Origin of the sequence: Azospirillum sp. Sh1 (assembly GCF_008365135.1) — a bacterium.
In the GTDB taxonomy this organism is placed as follows: domain Bacteria; phylum Pseudomonadota; class Alphaproteobacteria; order Azospirillales; family Azospirillaceae; genus Azospirillum; species Azospirillum oryzae.
Genome location: NZ_VTTK01000003.1, coordinates 108,172 through 129,354 on the forward strand (window position 1 = coordinate 108,172; position 21,183 = coordinate 129,354).

15 protein-coding genes are annotated in these 21,183 nt (G+C 67.7%); 6 read left to right on the forward strand and 9 right to left on the reverse strand.

Features of this window, described 5'->3' with window-relative positions; all coding sequences use genetic code 11:
• Nucleotides 1-22: 22 nt before the first annotated feature.
• The gene (locus FZ029_RS05035; RefSeq protein ID WP_247892149.1) at nucleotides 23-1,633 is read right to left on the reverse strand and encodes a PAS domain-containing sensor histidine kinase; all 1,611 of its coding nucleotides are present in this window, start codon (nucleotides 1,631-1,633) and stop codon (nucleotides 23-25) included.
• Between the two features lie 260 nt (nucleotides 1,634-1,893).
• Between FZ029_RS05035 and FZ029_RS05040 the strand changes: the two genes are divergently transcribed.
• The 5 genes from FZ029_RS05040 (at nucleotide 1,894) to FZ029_RS05060 (ending at nucleotide 10,070) form a co-directional block, all read left to right on the forward strand.
• Nucleotides 1,894-3,348: a hybrid sensor histidine kinase/response regulator gene (locus FZ029_RS05040; protein WP_149268245.1), complete on the forward strand. Its 1,455-nt coding sequence runs from the start codon at nucleotides 1,894-1,896 to the stop codon at nucleotides 3,346-3,348.
• Between the two features lie 304 nt (nucleotides 3,349-3,652).
• Entirely contained in the window at nucleotides 3,653-5,911 is a 2,259-nt protein-coding gene (locus tag FZ029_RS05045; protein WP_149268246.1) for an ATP-binding protein, read from the forward strand.
• 574 nt (nucleotides 5,912-6,485) lie between these two features.
• Complete coding sequence (locus tag FZ029_RS05050; RefSeq protein ID WP_149197700.1) at nucleotides 6,486-7,874, forward strand: bifunctional enoyl-CoA hydratase/phosphate acetyltransferase; 1,389 nt, start codon at nucleotides 6,486-6,488, stop codon at nucleotides 7,872-7,874.
• 14 nt (nucleotides 7,875-7,888) lie between these two features.
• Entirely contained in the window at nucleotides 7,889-9,073 is a 1,185-nt protein-coding gene (locus FZ029_RS05055; protein WP_149268247.1) for an acetate/propionate family kinase, read from the forward strand.
• Nucleotides 9,074-9,179: 106 nt separating this feature from the next.
• A complete protein-coding gene (locus FZ029_RS05060; protein WP_149268248.1) occupies nucleotides 9,180-10,070 on the forward strand; it encodes a LysR family transcriptional regulator in 891 nt (296 codons plus the stop codon).
• 60 nt (nucleotides 10,071-10,130) lie between these two features.
• Here FZ029_RS05060 and FZ029_RS05065 read toward each other — a convergent pair whose 3' ends face one another.
• The 3 genes from FZ029_RS05065 to pgi form a co-directional block, all read right to left on the reverse strand.
• Entirely contained in the window at nucleotides 10,131-10,949 is an 819-nt protein-coding gene (locus FZ029_RS05065) for a hypothetical protein (RefSeq protein WP_149268249.1), read from the reverse strand.
• Nucleotides 10,950-11,247: 298 nt separating this feature from the next.
• Nucleotides 11,248-11,502, reverse strand: coding sequence for a hypothetical protein (locus FZ029_RS05070; RefSeq protein WP_109073404.1), 255 nt, complete (start codon nucleotides 11,500-11,502; stop codon nucleotides 11,248-11,250).
• Between the two features lie 151 nt (nucleotides 11,503-11,653).
• Nucleotides 11,654-13,306, reverse strand: coding sequence for a glucose-6-phosphate isomerase (gene pgi, locus FZ029_RS05075; RefSeq protein WP_149268250.1), 1,653 nt, complete (start codon nucleotides 13,304-13,306; stop codon nucleotides 11,654-11,656).
• Nucleotides 13,307-13,510: 204 nt separating this feature from the next.
• Between pgi and FZ029_RS32900 the strand changes: the two genes are divergently transcribed.
• Nucleotides 13,511-13,678, forward strand: a complete 168-nt coding sequence (locus FZ029_RS32900) for a hypothetical protein (protein WP_188051820.1) — start codon at nucleotides 13,511-13,513, stop codon at nucleotides 13,676-13,678.
• 158 nt (nucleotides 13,679-13,836) lie between these two features.
• On the opposite strand, the gene FZ029_RS05080 is transcribed toward FZ029_RS32900, so the two are convergent.
• The 5 genes from FZ029_RS05080 to ileS all read right to left on the reverse strand — a co-directional run bounded on the left by FZ029_RS05080 (nucleotide 13,837) and on the right by ileS (nucleotide 20,935).
• The gene (locus tag FZ029_RS05080; RefSeq protein ID WP_149268251.1) at nucleotides 13,837-15,204 is read right to left on the reverse strand and encodes a pitrilysin family protein; all 1,368 of its coding nucleotides are present in this window, start codon (nucleotides 15,202-15,204) and stop codon (nucleotides 13,837-13,839) included.
• Between the two features lie 2 nt (nucleotides 15,205-15,206).
• Nucleotides 15,207-16,604 carry a pitrilysin family protein gene (locus FZ029_RS05085; RefSeq protein WP_149268252.1) on the reverse strand — a complete coding sequence of 466 codons (1,398 nt, stop codon included), beginning with the start codon at nucleotides 16,602-16,604 and terminating at the stop codon, nucleotides 15,207-15,209.
• A gap of 123 nt (nucleotides 16,605-16,727) precedes the next feature.
• Nucleotides 16,728-17,333, reverse strand: a complete 606-nt coding sequence (locus FZ029_RS05090) for a DUF3035 domain-containing protein (RefSeq protein WP_136705252.1) — start codon at nucleotides 17,331-17,333, stop codon at nucleotides 16,728-16,730.
• Nucleotides 17,334-17,439: 106 nt separating this feature from the next.
• The gene (gene lspA / locus FZ029_RS05095; protein ID WP_149268253.1) at nucleotides 17,440-17,943 is read right to left on the reverse strand and encodes a signal peptidase II; all 504 of its coding nucleotides are present in this window, start codon (nucleotides 17,941-17,943) and stop codon (nucleotides 17,440-17,442) included.
• Nucleotides 17,944-18,091: 148 nt separating this feature from the next.
• Nucleotides 18,092-20,935, reverse strand: a complete 2,844-nt coding sequence (ileS, locus tag FZ029_RS05100; RefSeq protein ID WP_149268254.1) for an isoleucine--tRNA ligase — start codon at nucleotides 20,933-20,935, stop codon at nucleotides 18,092-18,094.
• Between the last annotated feature and the right edge of the window lie 248 nt (nucleotides 20,936-21,183).

The following is a 21,183-nucleotide window of genomic DNA, read 5'->3' on the forward strand; positions in this document are numbered from 1 at the left end:
CGTCCGGGTCAGTCCGCCCCAATCAGCTTGGCAGAATGACCGGTGGCAGGGCGGCGGGACGGCAGCGGTCGCGCGGAAGGCTGCGATCGGCGGGGAAGACCAGCACCACCGCGGTGCCGACCCCCGGTTGGCTGGTCAGCTCCAGCCGCCCGCCATGCATCTCCACCAGCCGCTTGACGATCGGCAGACCCAGCCCGGTCCCGCGGGAGTTGCGGGCGATGGTGGAGTCCGATGGATCGAAGGGGTGGAGGATGCGGGGAAGGTCGGCGGTCGGGATGCCGACGCCGGTGTCGGCCACCATCAGCCCAAGCCCGCCGTCGGGCATCAGATTCACGGTCAGCACCACCTCGCCGCCGGGACGGGTGTGGGTGACGGCGTTCGACAGCAGGTTGGTCAGCATCTGGGTCAGCGCCTGGGCGTCGCCCTGCAGCAGCGGCAGGTCGGCCGGCACCTCCCGGCGCATGCGCACGGCGCCTTCCGCCGCCACCTCATTCAGGGCGGTGACGACCCGCAGCGACAGCGTGTCCAGATCCACCCCTTCCTCCGCCAGCGGCATGCCGCCGCTGTCCAGGCGCGACAGCTCCAGAATGTCGTCGATCAGCGCCAGCAGGTGGGTGCCGGCATCACGGATGTCGGTGGCATAGCTGCGGTAGCGCGGATTGCCCAGCGGCCCGAACGGCTCCGTCAGCAGCATTTCCGAGAAGCCCAGAACCGCGTTCAGCGGCGTGCGCAGTTCGTGGCTCATCTGGGCCAGGAAGGCACTCTTGGCGCGGCTGGCGCTTTCCGCTTCCGCGCGGGCGGCGCGTGCCTCCGTCTCACGGATGCGCAGCCGCTCCTCGTTCAGCTTCAGCGTGGTGACGTCGGTGTAATGGACCAGCACGCCGCCCGGCACTGCATGCTCGCGGCTGAGCAGCCAGCGCCCGTCGGCCAGCGGCACCACCACCGGCGGCTCCAGGCGGCGATGGCGCTCCAGCCGCGCCGTCATCCAGGCCGCACGCTCCTCCTCGGTGGTCAGGCGCGGATCGGACGAGGCGAAGCCACGGGCCAGCTCCTCGAACGGCACGCCGGGAACCAGCCGGTCGGCCAGCGCGGGCAGGTCCCTCTTCAGCCGGCTGTTGGCATGGACCAGCCGGTCCGCGTGATCGAACAGGGCGAAGCTCTCGGCGCTGTGTTCCAGCGCCGCGGTCAGGCTTTCAGCCAGCGCCTCGGCCACGGACGGGTTCTCGGGACCGAGATCGGTCAGGATGGCGCACAGCCCGCCGGGGACCGGTCCGGCCGCAACCCGCCAGCGCACCGGCGTCGTCCCGCGCCGGGCGGCGACGGTGCGCTCCACCGGACCATGCAGGGCGTCCGCCAACGCGGCGAACAGTCCGGGGCAGGCGGCATCGGTGCCACCCCCGCGCAGCCGCCTGCCGGTCAGCGGGGCGACGCCCAGCAGCCGTTCCGCCACCGGGTTCGCCAACAGCCATTCCAGGTCCGTCAGCGCGCCGGTGCAATCAGTGTGCGGTTTGAAGAGCGCAACGGCGTCCGGTAGTTGCAGCATGGCGAACAGCAGCGGATCGACTGACGGGAATTTCCCGGCCTCGGCCCTGTCGTGCCCATCGTCGGCACAAGTCTGCGCATCGCAATCCATTCCGCCATCATTGCGGGCCATTCCTAAAAAACACTGAAGGCCAGGCTTGGAGGGTCATCGAATATTTGTCGAATTGTAACAGGGCGGGTTGACTGCTCGAGCATTGCTGTGGATTTGCCGAAAAAGCAACGAAAGGTTTGATTGAGAATATCGCTATGATCTTCGCGTGTAGTCTGCCGAATGGCGGGCTTTGCAACGGGCCGCGCCTTCCATAGTGTTGAGTCCTATCGGAACATGAGGCATGAGATGCAGGTGTGACCGTGAACGGCAGCCAAGATGACGCCGACGGTACTGTGCCGGCCATTCTGGTGTTCGGTGCCAACGGACTGCTGGCCGACTGGACGCCCGCGGCAGCTGACCTGCCGGCGCTCGCCGGCCGCCTGATCGCCGGTCTGTCGGCAGACGATCTGTGCGCCCACCTCTCCGCCGGTGCAGATACCGGCGTGATGCCAACCGGCATGATGCCGGAGCACACGGTCCTGCCGCTTGCCGGCGGCGGCATGGTGTGGCGGTTCGACGGATCGCCTCCGTCATCGAATTCCCGCAAGACTGCGGCCACGCCGATGGGCGATCCCGCAGGGCGCCTGTTCGCCGCCGCGAGCCATGACCTGCGCCAGCCATTGGCGGCGCTGTCCCTGCTGATCGGCACGCTCGATGGCAGGCTGGGCGGCAGGCTGGGTGGCAGGCTTGATGACCGGCCGGATCGCGACCTGCTGCGCTCGATGGCCCAGGCGGTGGAATCGATGCGCAGCATGGTCGACGGCCATTTCGACCTTGTCCGTCTGGAGAGTGGCCTGACCGAACCGGACATCCGCACCCACGCGGTCAACGGCGTGCTGATGCGTCTTGCGATGGAGGTGGCGCCGCGCTTCGCCGACCGTGGGTTGCGCTTCACCGTGATGCCCTGTTCCGCCATCGTGCGGACCGATTCGGCGCTGCTCGAACGTCTGCTACGTGGCCTGATTGCCAACACCCTGCGCGGCATGGTCCGGGGCCGCGTCCTGCTGGGCTGCCGCGCGCGCGGCGATCATCTGCGCATCGAACTGTGGGACAGCGGCCGCGGCCTGTCGCCGCAACGTCTGGCTTCCCTGCGGGCGGAACTGGCGAAGCCGGCCGGGGAAGGGGCGGGGTCGCTGGGGCTGGACCTGACCCTGGTGCGCGGCCTCGCGCGGAAGCTCGGCCTTGGGCTGGAAGTCTGCGCCGAGGAGGGGCGGGGCACCGTCATCGCGGTCGTGGTTCCCCTCTCTGTCGATACGGGCGCCGACGCGACCGATGCCTCCGGCCGGGAGGAGGCCGTCACGGCCCCGGCGCCGGACAGCAGCACCACCGACATCAGCCGCACCCGCATCCTGGTGATCGAGGACGATCCCATGGTGCTGGCCGCCCTGGAGGCGCTGTTGGGGCAATGGGGGTGCAGCGTCGTCGGGGCGGAGTCCTACGACATGGCCGTCGAACGGCTCGGTCCCGCTCCGGAGCCTTGCGACCTCATCATTTCCGATCTGCGGCTGAAGGGTGCAGCCAACGGCATCGTCGCGATCCGGCAGATCGCCAAGCTGTTCGAGCGCCCCGTGCCCGGGATGATCCTGACCGGCGATACCGACCCCAAGCGCCTGCGCGAGGCACGATTGTCCGGGTACCCTCTGCTGCACAAGCCGGTCGCGCCGCTCGCCCTGCGTGCCGCGGTCGTCCGCCTGCTCGGACATGATCCCCTTTGATAACAAAGATTAAGTTCGGACATCGGGTCTTCGTGAAGATGCGTGCCCAATATATAGAGTCGCATCTTTCGGCCCCTGCTGCAGTGCAGTGACAACTCTGAAACAGAGGCGGGATGGATGCGGCAAAATGCAACAAGGTTGCGACGTTTATTCGCAAGGCAAGCTCATTTCTCTCCTCCTATCGGTGGAGTGAACTCTTCCTTTGGTTTGATGGTAAACTTAAACATACCCATTTATGCTTTTCCTTCGTTATGATCCGGTTTGAACAGCGACTGTTCGAACGGGTTGGGTGGAGGGCGTTCGGATGAATCGGCGATATCGGGCGGGGGGAAGGACGGCGGCGCTGCCGGTGATCGTCATCGCCGGGCTGTTTCTATCGCTTTCGGCCTTTCTGCTGATCCGCAGCGCGACAAGCCAAGCCGAACACGCCCTGGCCGACCGACAGGCGATCCAACTCCACGACGAACTGAAGGCGGGACTGGAACGCCAGAGCATGCTGCTGCGTGCGCTCAGCGGTCCGCTGGCCGGCCCCGCCCCGGTGACGGAGGCGAGCTTCGCATCGGCGGCCGAACCGCTGCTGCCGCTCTATCCCAATCTGCGGGCGGTCGCCTGGGCGCGGCGGATTTCCGAACGGAACGCGCCGCTGCTGGAGCGGGCGATGCACTCGGCGGGCTACACCTCGTTCGCGGTTCGCGATGCCGGTGAGGGAGGCGTCCGGGAACACGGCACCGCCGGGATGGCAGCCGACCGGTTCGTAAACGTGCTGGCCGAACCACAGTCCGCTGCCGGGCTGATCGGCCTCGACATGGGCAGTCTTGCCGGCCAGCGCGACGTGCTGGTGCGGTCCTGCGCCTCCAATCGTTTGGTCGCGGCCGAAGGCGAGCCGTTGCGGGCGGAGCTGGGCGAGAACTCCGTGCTGCTCTACCTGCCGGTCTATACCCGCGAAGTCGAAGATGATCCGGGCCGGCTCATCGAGCCCATCGTCTGCGATCTGCTCACCGGTTTCCTGTGGACCAGTTTCGATATCGGGCAGTTGCTGCGGGATGCGGTGCGCCGGGTCAGCCTTTCCATCGGCGACGTCTATCTGCTGGAGCCGCCGGTCCGGCCGGATATGGGCGCGCCACGGATGCTGGCCGCGGAAGGGATGATCGGCCGTCCCGGGGAACTGCCCCATCCGCCGGTCAACCCCCTCACCGTCGAGCAGTTGACGGGCGCCATGGCGCCGCACGCCATCGTCCGCGACATCGCCTTCGCCGGGCGGGTGTGGCGGCTCTATGTGCTGCCGGACGCGGCGCGTCTGTTCAGCGCGGACGACCGGTTGGCCTGGACCATGCTGATCGGCGGGATTCTCCTGACCGCGGGCGTCGCGGCCTATGTCCTGCGGGAAGCGCGCACCAAGCGTCTGCTGCGGACCGAGGCGCGTGCCCGTGCCGCCATGGCCCGCGCCCTGCGCGAGAGCGAGGAACGCTTCCGGCTGGCGTTGCGCTATTCCAAGGTCACGCTGTTCAGCCAGGACCGCAACCTGCGGCATCTGTGGATTTATTGCCCACGCACCGACCTGCATCCGGAGCGGATGATCGGCCGGACCGATGCCGAGCTGTTTCCGGCGGACGAGGCGGCGCGGATGTCGGCCATCAAGCGGTCCGTGATCGAAAGCGGCACCGGCACCCGGTGCGAACTGGAAGTGACCTATGGCGGCAGCCGGCGGGTGCTCGACCTGTCGGTGGAGCCGATGCGCGACGAAACCGGGGCGGTGGCCGGCATCGTCTGTGCCGCCATCGACATGACGGAATCGGTCGAGATCCGGGAGGCGCTGTCCCGCGCCCATGCCGAGGCGGAGCGGGCGAACCAGGCGAAGAGCCGATTCCTGGCCGCCGCCAGCCACGACCTCCGCCAGCCCTTCCAGGCGATGAGCCTGTTCCACCACATCCTGATGAGCAAGCTGGACGATCCCCAGCAGGTGGAGGTGGCGAACAAGCTGGGGGAGGCGCTGACCGCCGGCAACACGCTGCTGTCCACCCTGCTCGACACCTCCGCGCTGGAGGTTGGCAACGTCAAGCCGCGGGTTGCGGAATTCGACGTCCAGGACATCCTCGCCCGGCTGTCGCTGGAGATCGGCGATCAGGCGATCGACCGCGGTCTGCAACTGCGGACCGTTTACTGTTCCGCCCGGGTGCAGAGCGATCCGATCCTGCTGGAGCGGATGGTCCGCAACCTGCTGGTCAACGCCCTGCGCTACACCACCGAGGGACGGATCCTGCTGGGCTGCCGGCGCCGGTCCGACGCCGATGGCGGGTTCCGCCTGTCCATCGAGGTGTGGGACACCGGCCCCGGCATCGCCAAGGCGGAAATGACGGCGATCTTCGAGGATTTCTACCGCTGCGGCACCGACCAGCGCGACAGCGGCCGGGGGCTGGGGCTGGGGCTGTCCATCGTGCGCCGCATGTCCCAGATGCTCGACCATCCCGTCACCGTGCGGTCACAGGTGGGGCGCGGCACCGTCTTCGCCGTCAGCGTGCCGCTGGTCGAGCAGCATTGCCCCTGCAGTGCCGCGGCGGAGTGAGCCGCTGTCCCCCGTCTCCTGTCCCGGTTCCCCCCATGCCGCAGCGCGCAATGGTGGCAGTCCTGCCGGCGGGTCCGCTTTTCCCGTCCGCGTCCGCGCAAGTTTCGGTTATGCTGCGGCTGCTCACTGCACCGAAACGATCCCAGTAACCCAGCTGCAACAATAGCTTGGCGACTTTATTGATGTAGGTCATTGGGGCCCCTCGCCATAGGGGCTATTGCTTTCGCACAAGCACACTCCTTGGATAATCCTTGGAGAGCGAAGGTTCCGCTTCGAAGGAACCCAACAAGACGGAGTCCGGCCCGTCGCCATGGCATGCCCCGGAGGGCGCCGACGGCAACGGGAACCGGGCTTGGGAGGATACGGCCTGCCGCCGCGACGGATGCTTCGGCCCAACGGGGCATCCGTTCCGGTCACCGGCATTCGGGCTTCCGCCGCCTTGAGGCGGGGTCCGTTGGTCGGGCGCCGCGATCCTTTTCAGGAGCATTCTAGTATGGACACCGCCATCGCCGCCCTCTCCGCCGCCCCGGCGGGTCGCAGCGGCCTCGTTCCGACCGGCAAGAACGGCAGCCCCATGATCGAAAACGTCACGTTCGAGGAAATCCACATCGGTCAGCAGGCGAGCCTGTCGCGCCGCCTGACCATGTCCGACATCGAGCTGTTCGCGACGGTGTCCGGCGACCTCAACCCGTCCCATGTCGACGAGGATTACGCCGTCGACCACAAGGTGGTCGGGCATGGCATGTGGTCGGGCTCGCTGATCTCCGCCGTTCTCGGCACCCTGCTGCCCGGCCCCGGCACCGTCTATGTCGGCCAGGATCTGCGGTTCGAGCGTCCGGTCCTGCTGGGCGACATCGTCACCGTGACGGTCACCGCCAAGTCCAAGGATGCGGCGCGCAAGACGGTCGTCTTCGACTGCCTCGCCGCCAACCAGGACGGCAAGACCGTGGCGACCGGCATCGCCGAGGTGATCGCCCCGACCGAGAAGGTCCGCCGCGCCGCGGCGGAACTGCCGCAGGTGCAGGTGATCCGCCATGACGGCCACGAACTGATGCTGAAGAAGTGCGAGTCGCTGCCGCCGGTGCCGACCGCCGTCGTCCATCCCTGCGATGAAAGCTCGCTGCGCGGCGCCGTCGAAGCGGCGGAGGCCAACCTGATCGACCCGGTTCTGGTCGGTCCGGAAGCCAAGATCCGCTCCGTCGCCGAGACCTTCGGCCTGGACATCTCCCGTTACCGCATCGTCGACGTCGCCCACAGCCATGCCTCCGCCGAGACCGGCGTGCGTCTCGCCCGCATCGGCGAGTGCGAGGCGGTGATGAAGGGCAGCCTGCACACCGACGAGCTGATGGGCGAGGTCGTGCGGAAGGAGACGGGCCTGCGCACCGGCCGCCGCCTCAGCCACGTCTTCGTCATGAACGTCCCGACCTACCCGCGTCCGCTGCTGATCACCGATGCGGCGATCAACATCTACCCGACGCTGGAGGACAAGGTCAGCATCGTGCAGAACGCCATCGACCTCGCCAAGGTGCTGGGGGTCGAGGTGCCGCGCGTCGCAATTCTGTCGGCGGTCGAGACCATCAACACCAAGATCCCCTCGACGCTCGAAGCCGCCGCGCTGTGCAAGATGGCCGACCGCGGCCAGATCACCGGCGGCATCCTCGACGGCCCGCTGGCCTTCGACAACGCCATCAGCCGCGAGGCCGCCATCACCAAGGGCATCAAGTCCGAAGTCGCCGGTCAGGCCGACATCCTGCTGGTCCCCGACCTCGAAGCCGGCAACATGCTGGCCAAGCAGCTGTCCTTCCTGGCCCATGCGGACGCCGCCGGCATCGTGCTGGGCGCCCGCGTGCCGATCATCCTGACCAGCCGCGCCGACAATGTGCGCACCCGTCTGGCGTCCTGCGCCGTGGCCGTCCTGTCGGCCGCCGCCCGCCGCCGTGGCGCCGCCGCCGCGGCCGAGTGAGAAAGCCCGACGCCATGTCCAACGCGATCCTCGTCATCAATGCCGGCTCCTCCAGCCTGAAATTCTCGGTGTTCCGGGATCATGGCGGCGGGGATCCGGTGGTCACCGTCAACGGCCAGATCTCGGGCATCGGCACCCAGCCGGTGTTCGAGGCCAAGGATGCCCAGCGCCGCCCGCTCGCCGAGAAGAGCTGGGGCGCTGGTGAACCCAGCGACCGCACGGCGTTGCTGTCCTACCTGCTCGACTGGATCGAGGAGCGGCTGGAGGGGGCGACGCTGATCGCCGCCGGCCACCGCGTGGTGCATGGCGGCGTCCGCCACGCCGTCCCGGTGCTGCTGACCTCCGCCGTGCTGGACGAGTTGGACGGTCTGGTCCCGCTCGCCCCGCTGCATCAGCCGCACAACCTCGCCGCCATCCGCGCGCTGGCGGAGGCGCATCCGGAGCTGCCGCAGGTCGCCTGCTTCGACACCGCCTTCCACCGCAACCAGCCCTGGCAGGCACAAACCTTCGCCATCCCGCGGGAGCTGACGGAGGAGGGCGTGCGCCGCTACGGCTTCCACGGCCTGTCTTACGAGTACATCTCCCGCCGTCTGCCGGAAATCGCGCCGGAACTGGGCGACTCGCGGGTGGTCGTCGCCCATCTCGGCAGCGGCGCCAGCATGTGCGCCATCCATGGCGGGCGCAGCGTCGACAGCACCATGGGCTTCACCGCCCTGGACGGCCTGCCGATGGGCACCCGCTGCGGCACCATCGACCCCGGCGTGCTGATCTACTTGATGCGCAAGGGCATGGACGCCGGTGCCATCGAAAAGCTGCTCTACAACAAGTCCGGCCTGCTCGGCGTGTCCGGCATCTCCAACGACATGCGCGCCCTGCTCGACAGCAGCGACCCGCATGCGCAGGAGGCCGTGGAACTGTTCTGCTTCCGCATCGCCAAGGAGACCGGCGCGCTGGCCGCGTCGATGGGCGGGGTGGATGCCGTGGTGTTCACCGCCGGCATCGGCGAACGCTCCGCCCCGGTGCGGGCGCGGGTCGGCGACAAGCTGGCCTGGATGGGCGTGGAGATCGACGCGGCGGCCAACGAGGCGAACGCGACGAAGATCTCGGCCCCCGCCAGCCGCCTGCCGGTCTACGTCATCCCGACCGACGAGGAACGGATGATCGCGCTGCACACGCGCAAGGTGCTGACGGGGCGGTGAGTGTTTCGTGGGGGTGTCGGCTGACGATTCCCCCACATCCCCCTGGAGCCCGCCCCCCATTCGGTGCTAGCTCACCCCCGACAGCCAGCATCCGTCCGGGGAACCCGTGGTCCGCCCCTATCTTCCGCTGAACGCCCTGCGCGCCTTCGAGGCGTCGGCGCGGCATCTCAGCTTCACCCGCGCCGCCATCGAGCTGTGCGTGACCCAGGCCGCCGTCAGCCATCAGGTCAAGCTGCTGGAGGAGCGGCTGGGCGCCAGCCTGTTCCACCGCCTGCCGCGCGGCCTTGCCCTGACCGACGAGGGACGGGCGCTGCTGCCGACGCTGGAGGAGGCGTTCGACCGCATCGGCGGCTTGCTCGACCAATTCGAGGGCGGGCGGTTCCGCGAGGTGCTGACGGTCGGCGCCGTCGGCACTTTCGCCGTCGGCTGGCTGCTGCCGAGGCTGTCTCGCTTCCGTGAGGCGCATCCCTTCGTCGATCTGCGCCTGTCCACCAACAACAACCGCGTCGACATCGCGGCGGAGGGGCTGGACTACGCCATCCGCTTTGGCGACGGCGCGTGGCACGGCACCGATGCGGTCCGCCTGTTCGACGCGCCTCTGTCGGTCCTGTGCGCGCCGGAGATCGCCCGGCGGCTGCGCGAACCGGCCGATGTCGGGCGCGAGACCCTGCTGCGTTCCTACCGGTCGGACGAGTGGCCGGGCTGGTTCGCCGCCGCCGGGGTCGAGCCGTCGGCGATGCCGCCGGTCAAGGGACCGGTCTTCGACTCCTCCTCGCTGATGGTGGAGGTGGCGATCCAGGGGGCGGGGGTGGCGCTGGCCCCGGTGTCGATGTTCCGCCGGCCGCTGGCGCTGGGCCTGATCGAGCAGCCTTTCGCCGTCACCGTCTGCAAGGGCGCCTATTGGCTGACCTCACTGAAGTCGCGGCCGGAGACGCCGACCATGCGCGTCTTCCGCGACTGGCTGTTCGCCATGGTCGCGGAAGATGCGGCAGCTTGAGAGGGCAGGGTGAAAGCACGACGTCGGACTACAGCCGACGTCGCTCCCAGCCGCCCTGCTTTATTGGCTACCTGTGCCGCTCTCGGCCAAGCCGGGCAAGTAGCGGCCGACCGCCTTGACGATTGCCAGCGCTGAAGTCGCGAAATCGTCCATACCGACGGAACGGATCGCGGCGGCGACTCTCGCGTTCTGCCCTGCGCCGCCATCGGTGACCGCGAACATGCTGGCATCATCTCCGCCGTTGGGCGACAGCAGCTTGGCCAGCGCGCCGCCATTCCGCGGATCATCCAACCGTACCAGCGTCATGGACTCCGGTGCGATTCCGGTGGAACGGTTGAACGCGACATCCAGCTTTTGGCCAAACCGTGGATCCTGCCGGTCGGTGATGCTCAACCCGATGAAGCCTGTATCAGCCTTGCGGTCCTCTGCAGTTGCTCCCGCCTCGCTCTCGCCGGCCTCTGCCAGCACGGACGGCAGTTTGGGCTTGGCGATTCCCCGGCTGGTGGCGACGGCGTCCATCATGGCCGTCCCTGCCCCGACGGAGGTGATCGAGATGCTGTCGGATAAGCCGAAGGCGGCGCGAAATGCGTCGGCGGCCTTTCCCATATAGTCGCTTGTCGCACTGGCCCAATCCGACATTGCCGGAATTGCGCTGCCGACGCGTCGGATCTCCTGATCACGTTCCGCCGATAGGGCTGTCGGTTGTTCACGCCCCATTGTTCGGCGCGCAGCATCGGACAGATCCACGATATCCATAAGGGGCGGGCGCGGGGGAGCCTGAGAAGCGACGGTGGACGAAGCGCGCGCAGGTAACCCGGTGGGCTTGACCATGCCGGTGGTTGCGTCGAGCAGAATCTGCGACCCAATGATCTTCGTCATCTCACAGCCCCTCGGTGCATTCTTCTGATGTTAAGCACGAGAGACTGGCGCATCAAGAATTCTGAGCATGATTATGACGACTTATTTTTAATAAGTTACCTTTCTAAGTTTATGACCTGACTGAATGTGTCTTTAAGAGATTAAGTATTTTCTTATCCATCAGTTATTTGAGAATCTGTGCGGCGTCTCCGCTCCTCACACATGGTCAGGCATCACGCGCGATGCGCGCCAGCCACCACGCCGTTCTTCCGCGACTGGCTGTTCGCCATGGTCGCGGAAGACGCGGCAGGCTGAGCGGTCAGGACAGCGTGACCCGGCGCGGCGCCTGCTGCCGCTCTTCCCGACGCTGCCAGAAACGCAGGCGCAGCCGCGGCGCCATGAACCAGGCGATGGGGGCGGCAAGCACGATGCTGAGGATCACCACGGTGGGCATCAGCGTCATCGCCTGCTCGGAAAAGCTGGGGACCGCCAGGACCAGGACGGTGCCGATGCCGAAGACCACACCCTGGATCATGCCGTAGATCAGGATGGCGAGGCGCAAGCGTGTGGACATTGGATCGCTCCGATGGAGAGGGGTGGTGCAAAGACCGTTTCCCTCTTCAACCGGAACGCAACCGCAATGTTCCGAACGCCATCGGGGGAAGGTTGTCCCGCCCGATTGCGTTCGCACACATACAAATATTTGGCGTAAGCCGGGCCGTTCCTTACCGGTGCGCCCGCCACCATGCCATCAGCCCGGTGGTGGAGCTGTCATGCGCCCCCTCGGCCGGGCCGGTCTCCATCTCCGGCAGGATGGTGTTGGCCAGCTGCTTGCCCAGCTCGACGCCCCACTGGTCGAAGCTGTTGATGTCCCAGACGATGCCCTGGACGAAGACCTTGTGCTCGTACAGCGCGATCAGGGCGCCCAGCGTCGCCGGGGTCAGGCTCTCGATCATGATGGTGTTGGACGGGCGGTTGCCGGGGAAGACACGGTGGGGGACCAGCGCCTCCACCTCATCCGCCGGCTTGCCGGCCTTGGTCATCTCCGCCCGCACCTCGTCGGCGGTCTTGCCGCGCATCAGCGCTTCGGCCTGGGCGAAGACGTTGGACAGCAGGATGCGGTGATGGGCACCGGCCTCCGCCCCGATCGGGTTGTGGGTGGTCGCCGCCGCGATGAAGTCGCAGGGGATCAGCGAGGTGCCCTGGTGGATCAGCTGGTAGAAGGCGTGCTGGCCGTTGGTGCCCGGTTCGCCGAACAGCGCCGGGCCGGTCTGGTAGTCCACCGGCTCGCCGCCGCGGGTCACCGACTTGCCGTTGCTCTCCATGTCCAGCTGCTGGAGATAGGCCGGGAAGCGGTGCAGATACTGGTCGTAGGGCAGCACCGCGTAGGAGGAGGCGTCCCAGAAATTGCGGTACCAGACGCCGAGCAGGCCGAGCAGCACCGGCATGTTGCGCTCCAGCGGCGCGGTGCGGAAATGCTCGTCCATCGCATGGGCGCCGGCCAGCAGCTCGGCGAAGCGCTCCGGCCCGATGGCGATCATGATCGGCAGGCCGATGGCCGACCACAGGGAATAGCGTCCGCCGACCCAGTCCCAGAAGCCGAACATGTTGGCCGGGTCGATGCCGAACTTGCGCACCTCCGCCTCGTTGGTCGAGACGGCGACGAAGTGTTTGGCGACATGCGCCTCATCCTGCGCGGATTCCAGGAACCAGCGGCGGGCGGAATGGGCGTTGGTCAGCGTCTCCTGCGTCGTGAAGGTCTTGGACGCGATGACGAACAGGGTGGTCTCCGGATCCAGCCACTTCAGCTGCTCGGCCAGATGGGTGCCGTCGACGTTGGAGACGAAATGCAGCGCCACATGGGCATGGGCGAAGGGCTTCAGCGCCTCCGTCGCCATCACAGGCCCGAGGTCGGAACCGCCGATGCCGATGTTCACCACGTCGGTGATCGGCTGGCCGGTGTAGCCGCGCCACTCGCCGTCGCGCACCGAAGTGGCGAAGGCGTCCATCCGCTCCAGCACGGCGCGGACGGCCGGCATCACGTCGCGGCCATCGACAGTCACGGCATGGTCGGAGCGGTTGCGCAGCGCGGTGTGCAGGACCGCGCGCTTTTCCGTCAGGTTGATCGGCTCGCCGCCGAACATGCGGGCGCGGGCGCCCTCCACATCCTGCTGGCGGGCAAGGTCGAGCAGCAGGCCGACCGTGTCCTGGGTGATGCGGTTCTTCGAATAGTCGAGGAACAGGCCCGCGGCCTCCATCGAGAAGGCCTTGAACCGGCCGGGATCGGCGGCGAACAGGTCGCGCATGTGCGTGCCGGCCATATCCTGGCGGTGGCGGGCGAGAGCGGCCCAGGCGGGGGAACGGGTCAGCGCGGTCATGATGCTTTGGACTCCTTGACGTCAGCGGTCCTTTGACGCGGCCCATCTGCGGGGCGTGGGGAGCCTAACACCGACCGTCGGTGACGGCCACGGGCCAAAATGCGGCGGTTGGTGCAGCTTATCGGCCTATGCGGGGCAGCCAGAGGTGCAACCGGACGGCGGACGGATTGTTGTGGGTCAGAGGGTTCGCAACAGGAGGAAACCATGTCCGACAAGCCCGCCACCCCACCGTCGGAAGAGCGCGAGGAACAGAACGACCGCGACGATGCAGCGCGGCCCGATCAGATCGGCATCATTCCCGGCAAGGTGCCGGGGCATCCGGTCGATCCGAGCGATCCGTGCTTTCCGGGGAGCCAGCCCGATTTGGCGTGAGGGGGGCGCTAACCGGTGCCCCCTCCCTAACCCTCCCCCGCTAACGCGGGAGAGGGGACTGCCGCCGCTTTGGCATTTACGTTACGCCGCCAAACATCCTGCCCCCTCCACCGCCGAATGCGGGGGAGGGATGGGGAGGGGGCACTCGAAGCCTACACTCAACTCCCGCCGTCGATCGTCCGCGTCGGCGAGACGCCGTCCGGCTTGCCGACCAGCACGGTCAGCAGCTTGGCCGGATCGAGCAGGCGCTGGGCGACGCGCTTGATGTCGGCCTGGGTCACCGCGTTGATGTAGCGGTCGCGCTGGTTCAGGTAATCGATGCCCAGATTGTCGCGCTTCACCTGCAGCAGGATGCGGGCGATGGCCTGGGTCGAGCCGAGTTGCAGCGGGAAGGAGCCGGTCAGGTAGGTCTTGGCGTCGGCCATCTCCTGGTCGGTCAGCCCGTCCTTCGCCATGCGCGCCCATTCCTGCCGCATGATGTCCAGCGCCTGACCCGCCTTGGCGTTCACGGTGGAGCCGCTGGCCATCACCAGCGCCGCATGGTCCATCGGGATCAGATAGCTGTAGACGCCATAGCTGAGGCCGCGCTTCTCCCGCACCTCTTCCATCAGGCGGGACCCGAAGCCGCCGCCGCCCAGCACGTAATTCATCACCGTGGCGGCGTACCAGTCGGGATCGTCGCGCTTCACCCCCGGCTGGCCCATCAGCATCACCGTCTGGGCGGTCGGTCGCGGCAGCAGGATGGTCTGGCCCAGACCGGACATCGTCACGTCGGGAATGGGCGGCACCTCGGCCTTCGCCGGCAGGCCGCCGAACACCTTGTCGAGCGCCTTGCCGAGATCCTCCGGCGAGATGTCGCCGGTGGCGGCCACCACCAGCCGGTCGCGGCCGAACTGCCCCTTCACGAAGCGGCGCAGGTCGTCCGGCGTGATGGTCGGCAAGCTGTCCAGCGTGCCGCGGATCTCGTCGCCATAGGGATGGTTGGGGAAGGCGGTGGCGTAGAACTGGCGCCGTGCGACGTAGTTGGGGTCGGCGAGATCGCGCCTCAGGCTGGCGGTGATCGAGGCACGCATGCGGTCCAGGGACTCGGGCGCGAAATGCGGGTCGGTCAGGGACAGGCGGGTCAGTTCCAGCGCCTCGTCGCGGTGCTCGGTCAGGGTGCGCATCGAACCGCTGAAGCCGTCGCGCCCGGCATCGAAGCCAAGCGCGATGGCCTTGTCCTGCAGCCGCGCCTGGAACGCCTGCGAGTCGTATGGTCCAGCACCCTCGTCCAGCATTGTGGAGGTCAGGTTCGCCAGCCCCTCCTTGCCCTTGGGGTCGGTGCCGCCGGCGCCTTCGAAGGCCCATTCCAGCGCCAGAACCGGAACCTTGTGGTCCTCGACCAGCCACGCCTCGATCCCGCCGGGGCTGACCACACGCTTGATGTCCATCGCGTGGGCGGGCAGGGCGCCAGGGAGGGCGACGGCAACAACGGCGAGGAAGAACGCGGCGATGCCCGACCGCATGGAAATGTGACGCGCGCTCATCCTCAACTGTCCTTTCCGGTCGGGGGCAGCAGCAGGCCGGTGACGTGGTTGGTCTGGCTCAGCACGGCGCGGGCGGCGGCGTTGACCTGATCGGCGGTGACGGCGTCGATGCGCACCGGCCAGCTTTCCACGTCGTCGATGCTCTGGCCGGTGGCGAGCGCCGCGCCCAGCGTCTGGGCCGGGCCGGTCAGGCTGTCGCGGGCATAGGCCGCGGCGGCCAGCATGCGCTTGCGGGCGGTGGCGACCTCCTCCTCCGTCACGCCGGACTTCATCAGCTTGTCGATTTCCGCCCACAGCGCCGATTCGAGCTTCTCCATCGGCACCCCGGCGGCCGGGCTGGCGCCGACGCTGAGCGTCGCCATGTCCCAGGCGGTCGGGCCGTAGCCGAGCCAGGCCGAGGTGGCGAGCTTCTGGTCCACCACCAGACTGCGGTAGAGGCGCGACGTGGTGCCGCCGCTCATGATCTCGGACAGCACCTGCAGCGCGTAAGCCTGATGGTCGGGATCGAGGCGGTAGGACGGCGCGGTCCAGATGCGGCGGACCGACGGCTGCCGCACCTCCTCGTCACGCAGAACCACCTGCCGGGAGGAGGTGAGCGGCGGCTCGGTCACGCGCTTGCGCTCCGGCACCGGGCGGGCGGGGATGGCGCCGTAATAGCGTTCCGCCAGCGGCTTCAGCTCCGCCGCCGTGACGTCGCCGGACACCACCAGGATGGCGTTGTTGGGCGTGTACCACGTCTTGTAGAACTGCTCCGCCATCTCCCGCGTCAGGGTCGACATCTCCTGCGGCCAGCCGATCACCGGGGTGCCGTAGGGGTGATGGACGAACATGGTGGCGTTGATCTGCTCGCCGATCCGGTCGGCCGGTTCGTTCTCGATGCGCTGGCGCCGCTCTTCGATGATGACGTCGCGTTCGGGATAGACCACCGCGTCGGTCAGCTTCAGGTTGGCCATGCGGTCGGCCTCCATCCGCATCACCATCTCCAGCCGGTCGCGGGCGACGTTCTGGTAATAGGCGGTGTAGTCGTAGCTGGTGAAGGCGTTGTCGCGCCCGCCATTCTTGGCGACGATCCGGCTGAACTCGCCGGGCGGGATGACGTCCGTTCCCTTGAACATCAGGTGTTCCAGGAAGTGCGCGATGCCGGACTGGCCGCGTTCCTCGTCGGCGGCGCCCACCTTGTACCAGACCATGTGGGTCACGACCGGCACACGATGGTTGGGGATCACCACCACCTGCATGCCGTTCGACAGGCTGAAGCTCTCGGGGAAGAACACCCCCTTTTCCGCCGCATGGGCGGACGGTGCGGCGAGTGGCGTCGGCGCCAGGGGGGCCGCGACGGTCATCGTCAGGGCCAGGAGACCGGCCGCGGCGAGGCGGCGGGCGGATAGGACGGCAGGCATGAGGGCTCCCGGATCAGGAGGTCCGAATCGAAAGGGCGCCCTTCGTTGGGAAGGGCGCCCCCGGAAACTGGTGTGATGTCGTGCCTTGGACAAGGCTGAAACGGCGGTCCGAATGGCCGTCGCTTAGAACAGGCCTTCCAGCGGCGCCTTGCGCTTGCGCTCGATCGTCGGGGTGGCGGCACCGTCCAGCGACTTGCCCTGGGCCTGGGCCTCGCGCAGGCGCTGCTGCTCCTTGGCCGGGTCGACCAGCGAGTAGGGCTGTTCCTGCTTCTGCCAGAACAGCAACGAATCGATCCAGCTCTTGTCGGCGACGATCAGCTGGGTGGTTTCCTGATCGACCTTGGCGCGGATGTTCGGGTCGATGCCGTCGCGGGACGAGGCCTGGGCGACCAGCGAGCGTTCGCCGGTCGATTCGCCGGCCGCCTTGCCGGTGCGGCGCGCGCCGCCACCGAACACGGCGCCGGCCGCCGTCTGGGTCGGCGTGCTGTCCTGCGGGCGGGCGGCGCCGGGGCGCGGCTTCGGCAGGTCCTGCATGCTGGGCGGCAAGGTCAGCGGAGCGCGGGAAACGACGGCGAATTCGTCGGGGCTCTGGCGGTCGAGACCGATGGACCGGCGCACATCCGAGCAGCCGGAGAGGGCCATCGCCGCAAGCGCCAGCCCGATGAGCGGAAGCCGCACCACGGGAAGCCGATTCCGGGTGGAGGAGAGGGCGGAGGAGATGCTGGTCACGTTCGGAAGATCCCGTCGTCTGTCACGTCGTAGCGACCCGGCCCGAAGGTCGGGACCGCATGGTCAGCGCTCGTCGGCGGTTATAACGCCACCGGCGACGGAACTCTTACGACTTTTCGCGGCCCGCGAACAGTCCGTCGATCAACAGCAGCACCACGCCGACGCTGATTCCGCTGTCGGCCACGTTGAAGGCCCAGAAATGCCAGCCGGCGAGATGGAAATCGAGGAAGTCGACCACCGCGCCGTGCATCAGCCGGTCGACGACATTGCCCACCGCCCCGCCGATGATGAAGCCGAGCGCCAGCGCGATCAGCCGCCGTTCGGCCTGCCGCAGCCAGAAGATCAGGCAGACGGCGATCACCGCAGCGATGGCGCTGAGGATATAGGGCATCAGCGCCCCGCCGCCGGCGAAGGTGCCGAAGCTGACGCCGTAGTTCCACACCAGCACGAGGTTGAAGAAGGACGTGACCTCGACGACATGCGGCACCGGCTGCATGACCTGTTCGAGGATCCACCATTTGCTGGCCTGGTCGAGCACGACCACCACCACGGCGACGATCAGCCCGAACAGCCAGTAGGAGCGGGATTGGTTGGCGACGAAGGCGTTCATGCTGCCACGGATCCTCCCTCTCCCCCCCGGGGAGAGGGTCGGGGTGAGGGGGATGCGCGGCGAGGAGCGTCCGGCAGGCCGAACCCCCTCACCCTAACCCTCTCCCCGGGGGGGAGAGGGGATAGGACCGCGGTTGTGGCGACTGGCCTCATGCCACCGCGTCGGAGCAGCGGACGCACAGAGTCGGATGATCGGCGACCGTGCCGACCTCCTCCAGGACCTTCCAGCAGCGCTCGCACTTCTCGCCTTCGGCCAGGGCCGGGGCGACGGCGATGCCGGGGACGTCGGGCAGGGTGAAGGCCCCCTCCGGCGCCGCGGCGTCCGTCACCTCGATGGCGGAGGTGATGCAGACGTCCTGGAAATCGACGTCGGCCAGCAGGGCCTTGGTCGCCGAGTCGACATAGACTGTCGGGTCGGCCTGCAGCGACGAGCCGATGGTTTTGTTGGCGCGCTCCAGTTCCAGCGCGCCGGTGACGACGCGGCGGACGTTGCGCACCGACTCCCACTTCGCGGCGAGAGCGTCGTTGCGCCAGTCCGCCGGCACCTCCGGGAAGCCGCGCAGATGCACGCTCTCCTCGGTCCAGCCGCCCCCCTCCTTGAGGCCATCCGGACGCGCCAGCCACGCCTCTTCCGCGGTGAAGCAGAGGATGGGCGCGAGCCAGGCGGTCAGGGTGGAGAACAGATGCTCCATCACCGTCCGCACCGACCGGCGGCGCACCGAATCGACCGGGTCGCAATAGAGGCTGTCCTTGCGGACGTCGAAATAGAAGGCCGACAGCTCCACCGCGCAGAAGTTGTGCAGGGCCACGAACAGGGCGTGGAAGTCATAGGCCTCGATCTTCTCGCGGACCAACGCGTCCAACTCCGACAGGCGGTGCAGGACCCAGCGCTCCAGCTCCGGCATCTGGGCGGCGTCGATCCGCTCGGCCGGGGTGTAGTCGGCGAGCGCGCCCAGCAGGTAACGCAGCGTGTTGCGCAGGCGGCGGTACAGGTCGGCCTGGGTCTTGATGATCTCCTTGCCGATGCGGAGATCCTCCGAATAGTCGGAGTTGATGATCCACAGGCGCAGGATGTCGGCGCCATACTGGTCGCAGACCTCCTGCGGGGCCACCACGTTGCCCAGCGACTTGGACATCTTGCGGCCCTGCTCGTCCAGCACGAAGCCGTGGGTCAGCACCGCGTTGTAGGGCGCCCGGCCGCGTGTGCCGCAGCTTTCCAGCAGCGAGGAATGGAACCAGCCGCGATGCTGGTCGGAGCCTTCCAGATAGAGGTCGGCCGGCCAGGCCAGCTCCTCCAGCCGCTGCTCCAGCACGAAGGCGTGCGAGGAGCCCGACTCGAACCAGACGTCGACGATGTCCCGGACCTGTTCGAACTCCTCGGCGGAATAGGCGTTGCCGAGGAAGTCCTGCGGGTCGCGGGCGAACCAGGCGTCGGCACCCTCCTGCTGGAAGATGTCGGCGATGCGGGCGAACACCGCCTCGTCGCGCAGGATCTCGCCGGTCGACTTGCGGACGAACAGCGCGATCGGCACGCCCCAGGCGCGCTGGCGGCTGATGCACCAGTCGGGACGGCTCTCGATCATCGAGCGGATGCGGTTCTCGCCCTGCGTCGGGACCCAGCGGGTGTCGGAGATCGCCTGCAGCGCCACCTTGCGCAGATCGTTCGTCTCCATCGAGATGAACCACTGCGGCGTGGTGCGGAAGATCAGCGGCGCCTTGGAGCGCCAGCTGTGCGGATAGCTGTGCTTGATGCGGTTGGTGGCGAGCAGCGACCCGGCTTCCTCGAACGCTTCCAGCACCGCCTTGTTGGCCGGTCCGGGCTTGCCCTGGTCGGTGTAGACCGCCAGCCCGGCGAACAGCGGCACATGGGCGTAATAGCGCCCGTCCTCGCCCACCGTCTGCGGCACTTCGATGCCGTTGGCCTGACCCAGGCGGAAGTCGTCCTCGCCATGGCCGGGGGCGATGTGGACGAAGCCCGAACCGGCGTCGGTGGTGACGAAGTCGCCGGCCAGCAGCGGCACCTTGAAGTCGTAGCCCTTGCCGTTCAGCGGATGGCGGCAATAGGTGCCGGCAAGGCGGGAGCCGGGGAAGCGGTGCAACTGCTTCCACTCGGTGACGCCGGCCTCCTTCAGCACGCCCTCGGCCACGCCGGTGGCGAGCACCAGACGCTCGCCGACCACGGCCTTGCTGCCTTCGGCGACGGCGGTCACCTTGAAGGTCGCGTATTCGATCTCGTCGCCATAGGCGATGGCGCGGTTGGCCGGCAGGGTCCAGGGGGTGGTCGTCCAGATGACGATGCTGGCCTCGTCCACCTCCGGCGCCGACGACCCCCAGACGGGGAAGCGGGCGAAGACGGTGGTGGAGGTGTGGTCGTGGTATTCCACCTCGGCGTCGGCCAGCGCGGTCTTCTCGACCACCGACCACATCACCGGCTTGAAGCCCTTGTAGAGGCCGCCGTTCACCGCGAACTTGTGGATCTCGCGGACGATCTGCGCCTCGGCCGGGAAGGTCATGGTGGCGTAGGGGTGCTTCCAGTCGCCTTCCACGCCCAGACGGCGGAACTCGGCGGCCTGGATGCCGACCCATTCCTCGGCGAACTGGCGGCATTCGGCGCGGAACTGGATGAGCGGTACGTCATCCTTGTTCTTGCCGGCCTTGCGGTACTTCTCCTCGATCTTCCACTCGATGGGCAGGCCGTGGCAATCCCAGCCGGGGACATAGTCGGCGTCGAAGCCCTGCATCTGGCGGAAGCGGACGATCACGTCCTTCAGGATCTTGTTGACGGCGTGGCCGATGTGGATGTTGCCGTTGGCATAGGGCGGGCCGTCGTGCAGCACGAACTTCTTCCGGCCCTTGGCGGCGGTGCGGAGCTTGCCGAACAGGTCCATCTCGGCCCAGCGCTTCAGCAGCTCGGGCTCCTTGGTCGGCAGGCCGCCGCGCATGGGGAAGTCGGTGCGCGGCAGGAAGACGGTCGATTTGTAATCGCGGGTCATATTCGGATCCCTGGGGGAAGGCGTCACCATCGGGCGGCTGGTTCCTGCCACCCGACGCACATAAGGTCTCGATCCCGGCCCTCCTCAGAGAGCCGGGCCGGTAATTCGCGCGCGATGCGCCGGTGCGCGCATCATCATCGGGATCCGTACAGAGACGTCCATGGCGCGGGATATTAGCGGCGCGGGCCGTGCGGTCAAGGACCGCTCACATGCGCCCTGTGCAACTGCGAAACCGCTTCGCCGGTCAA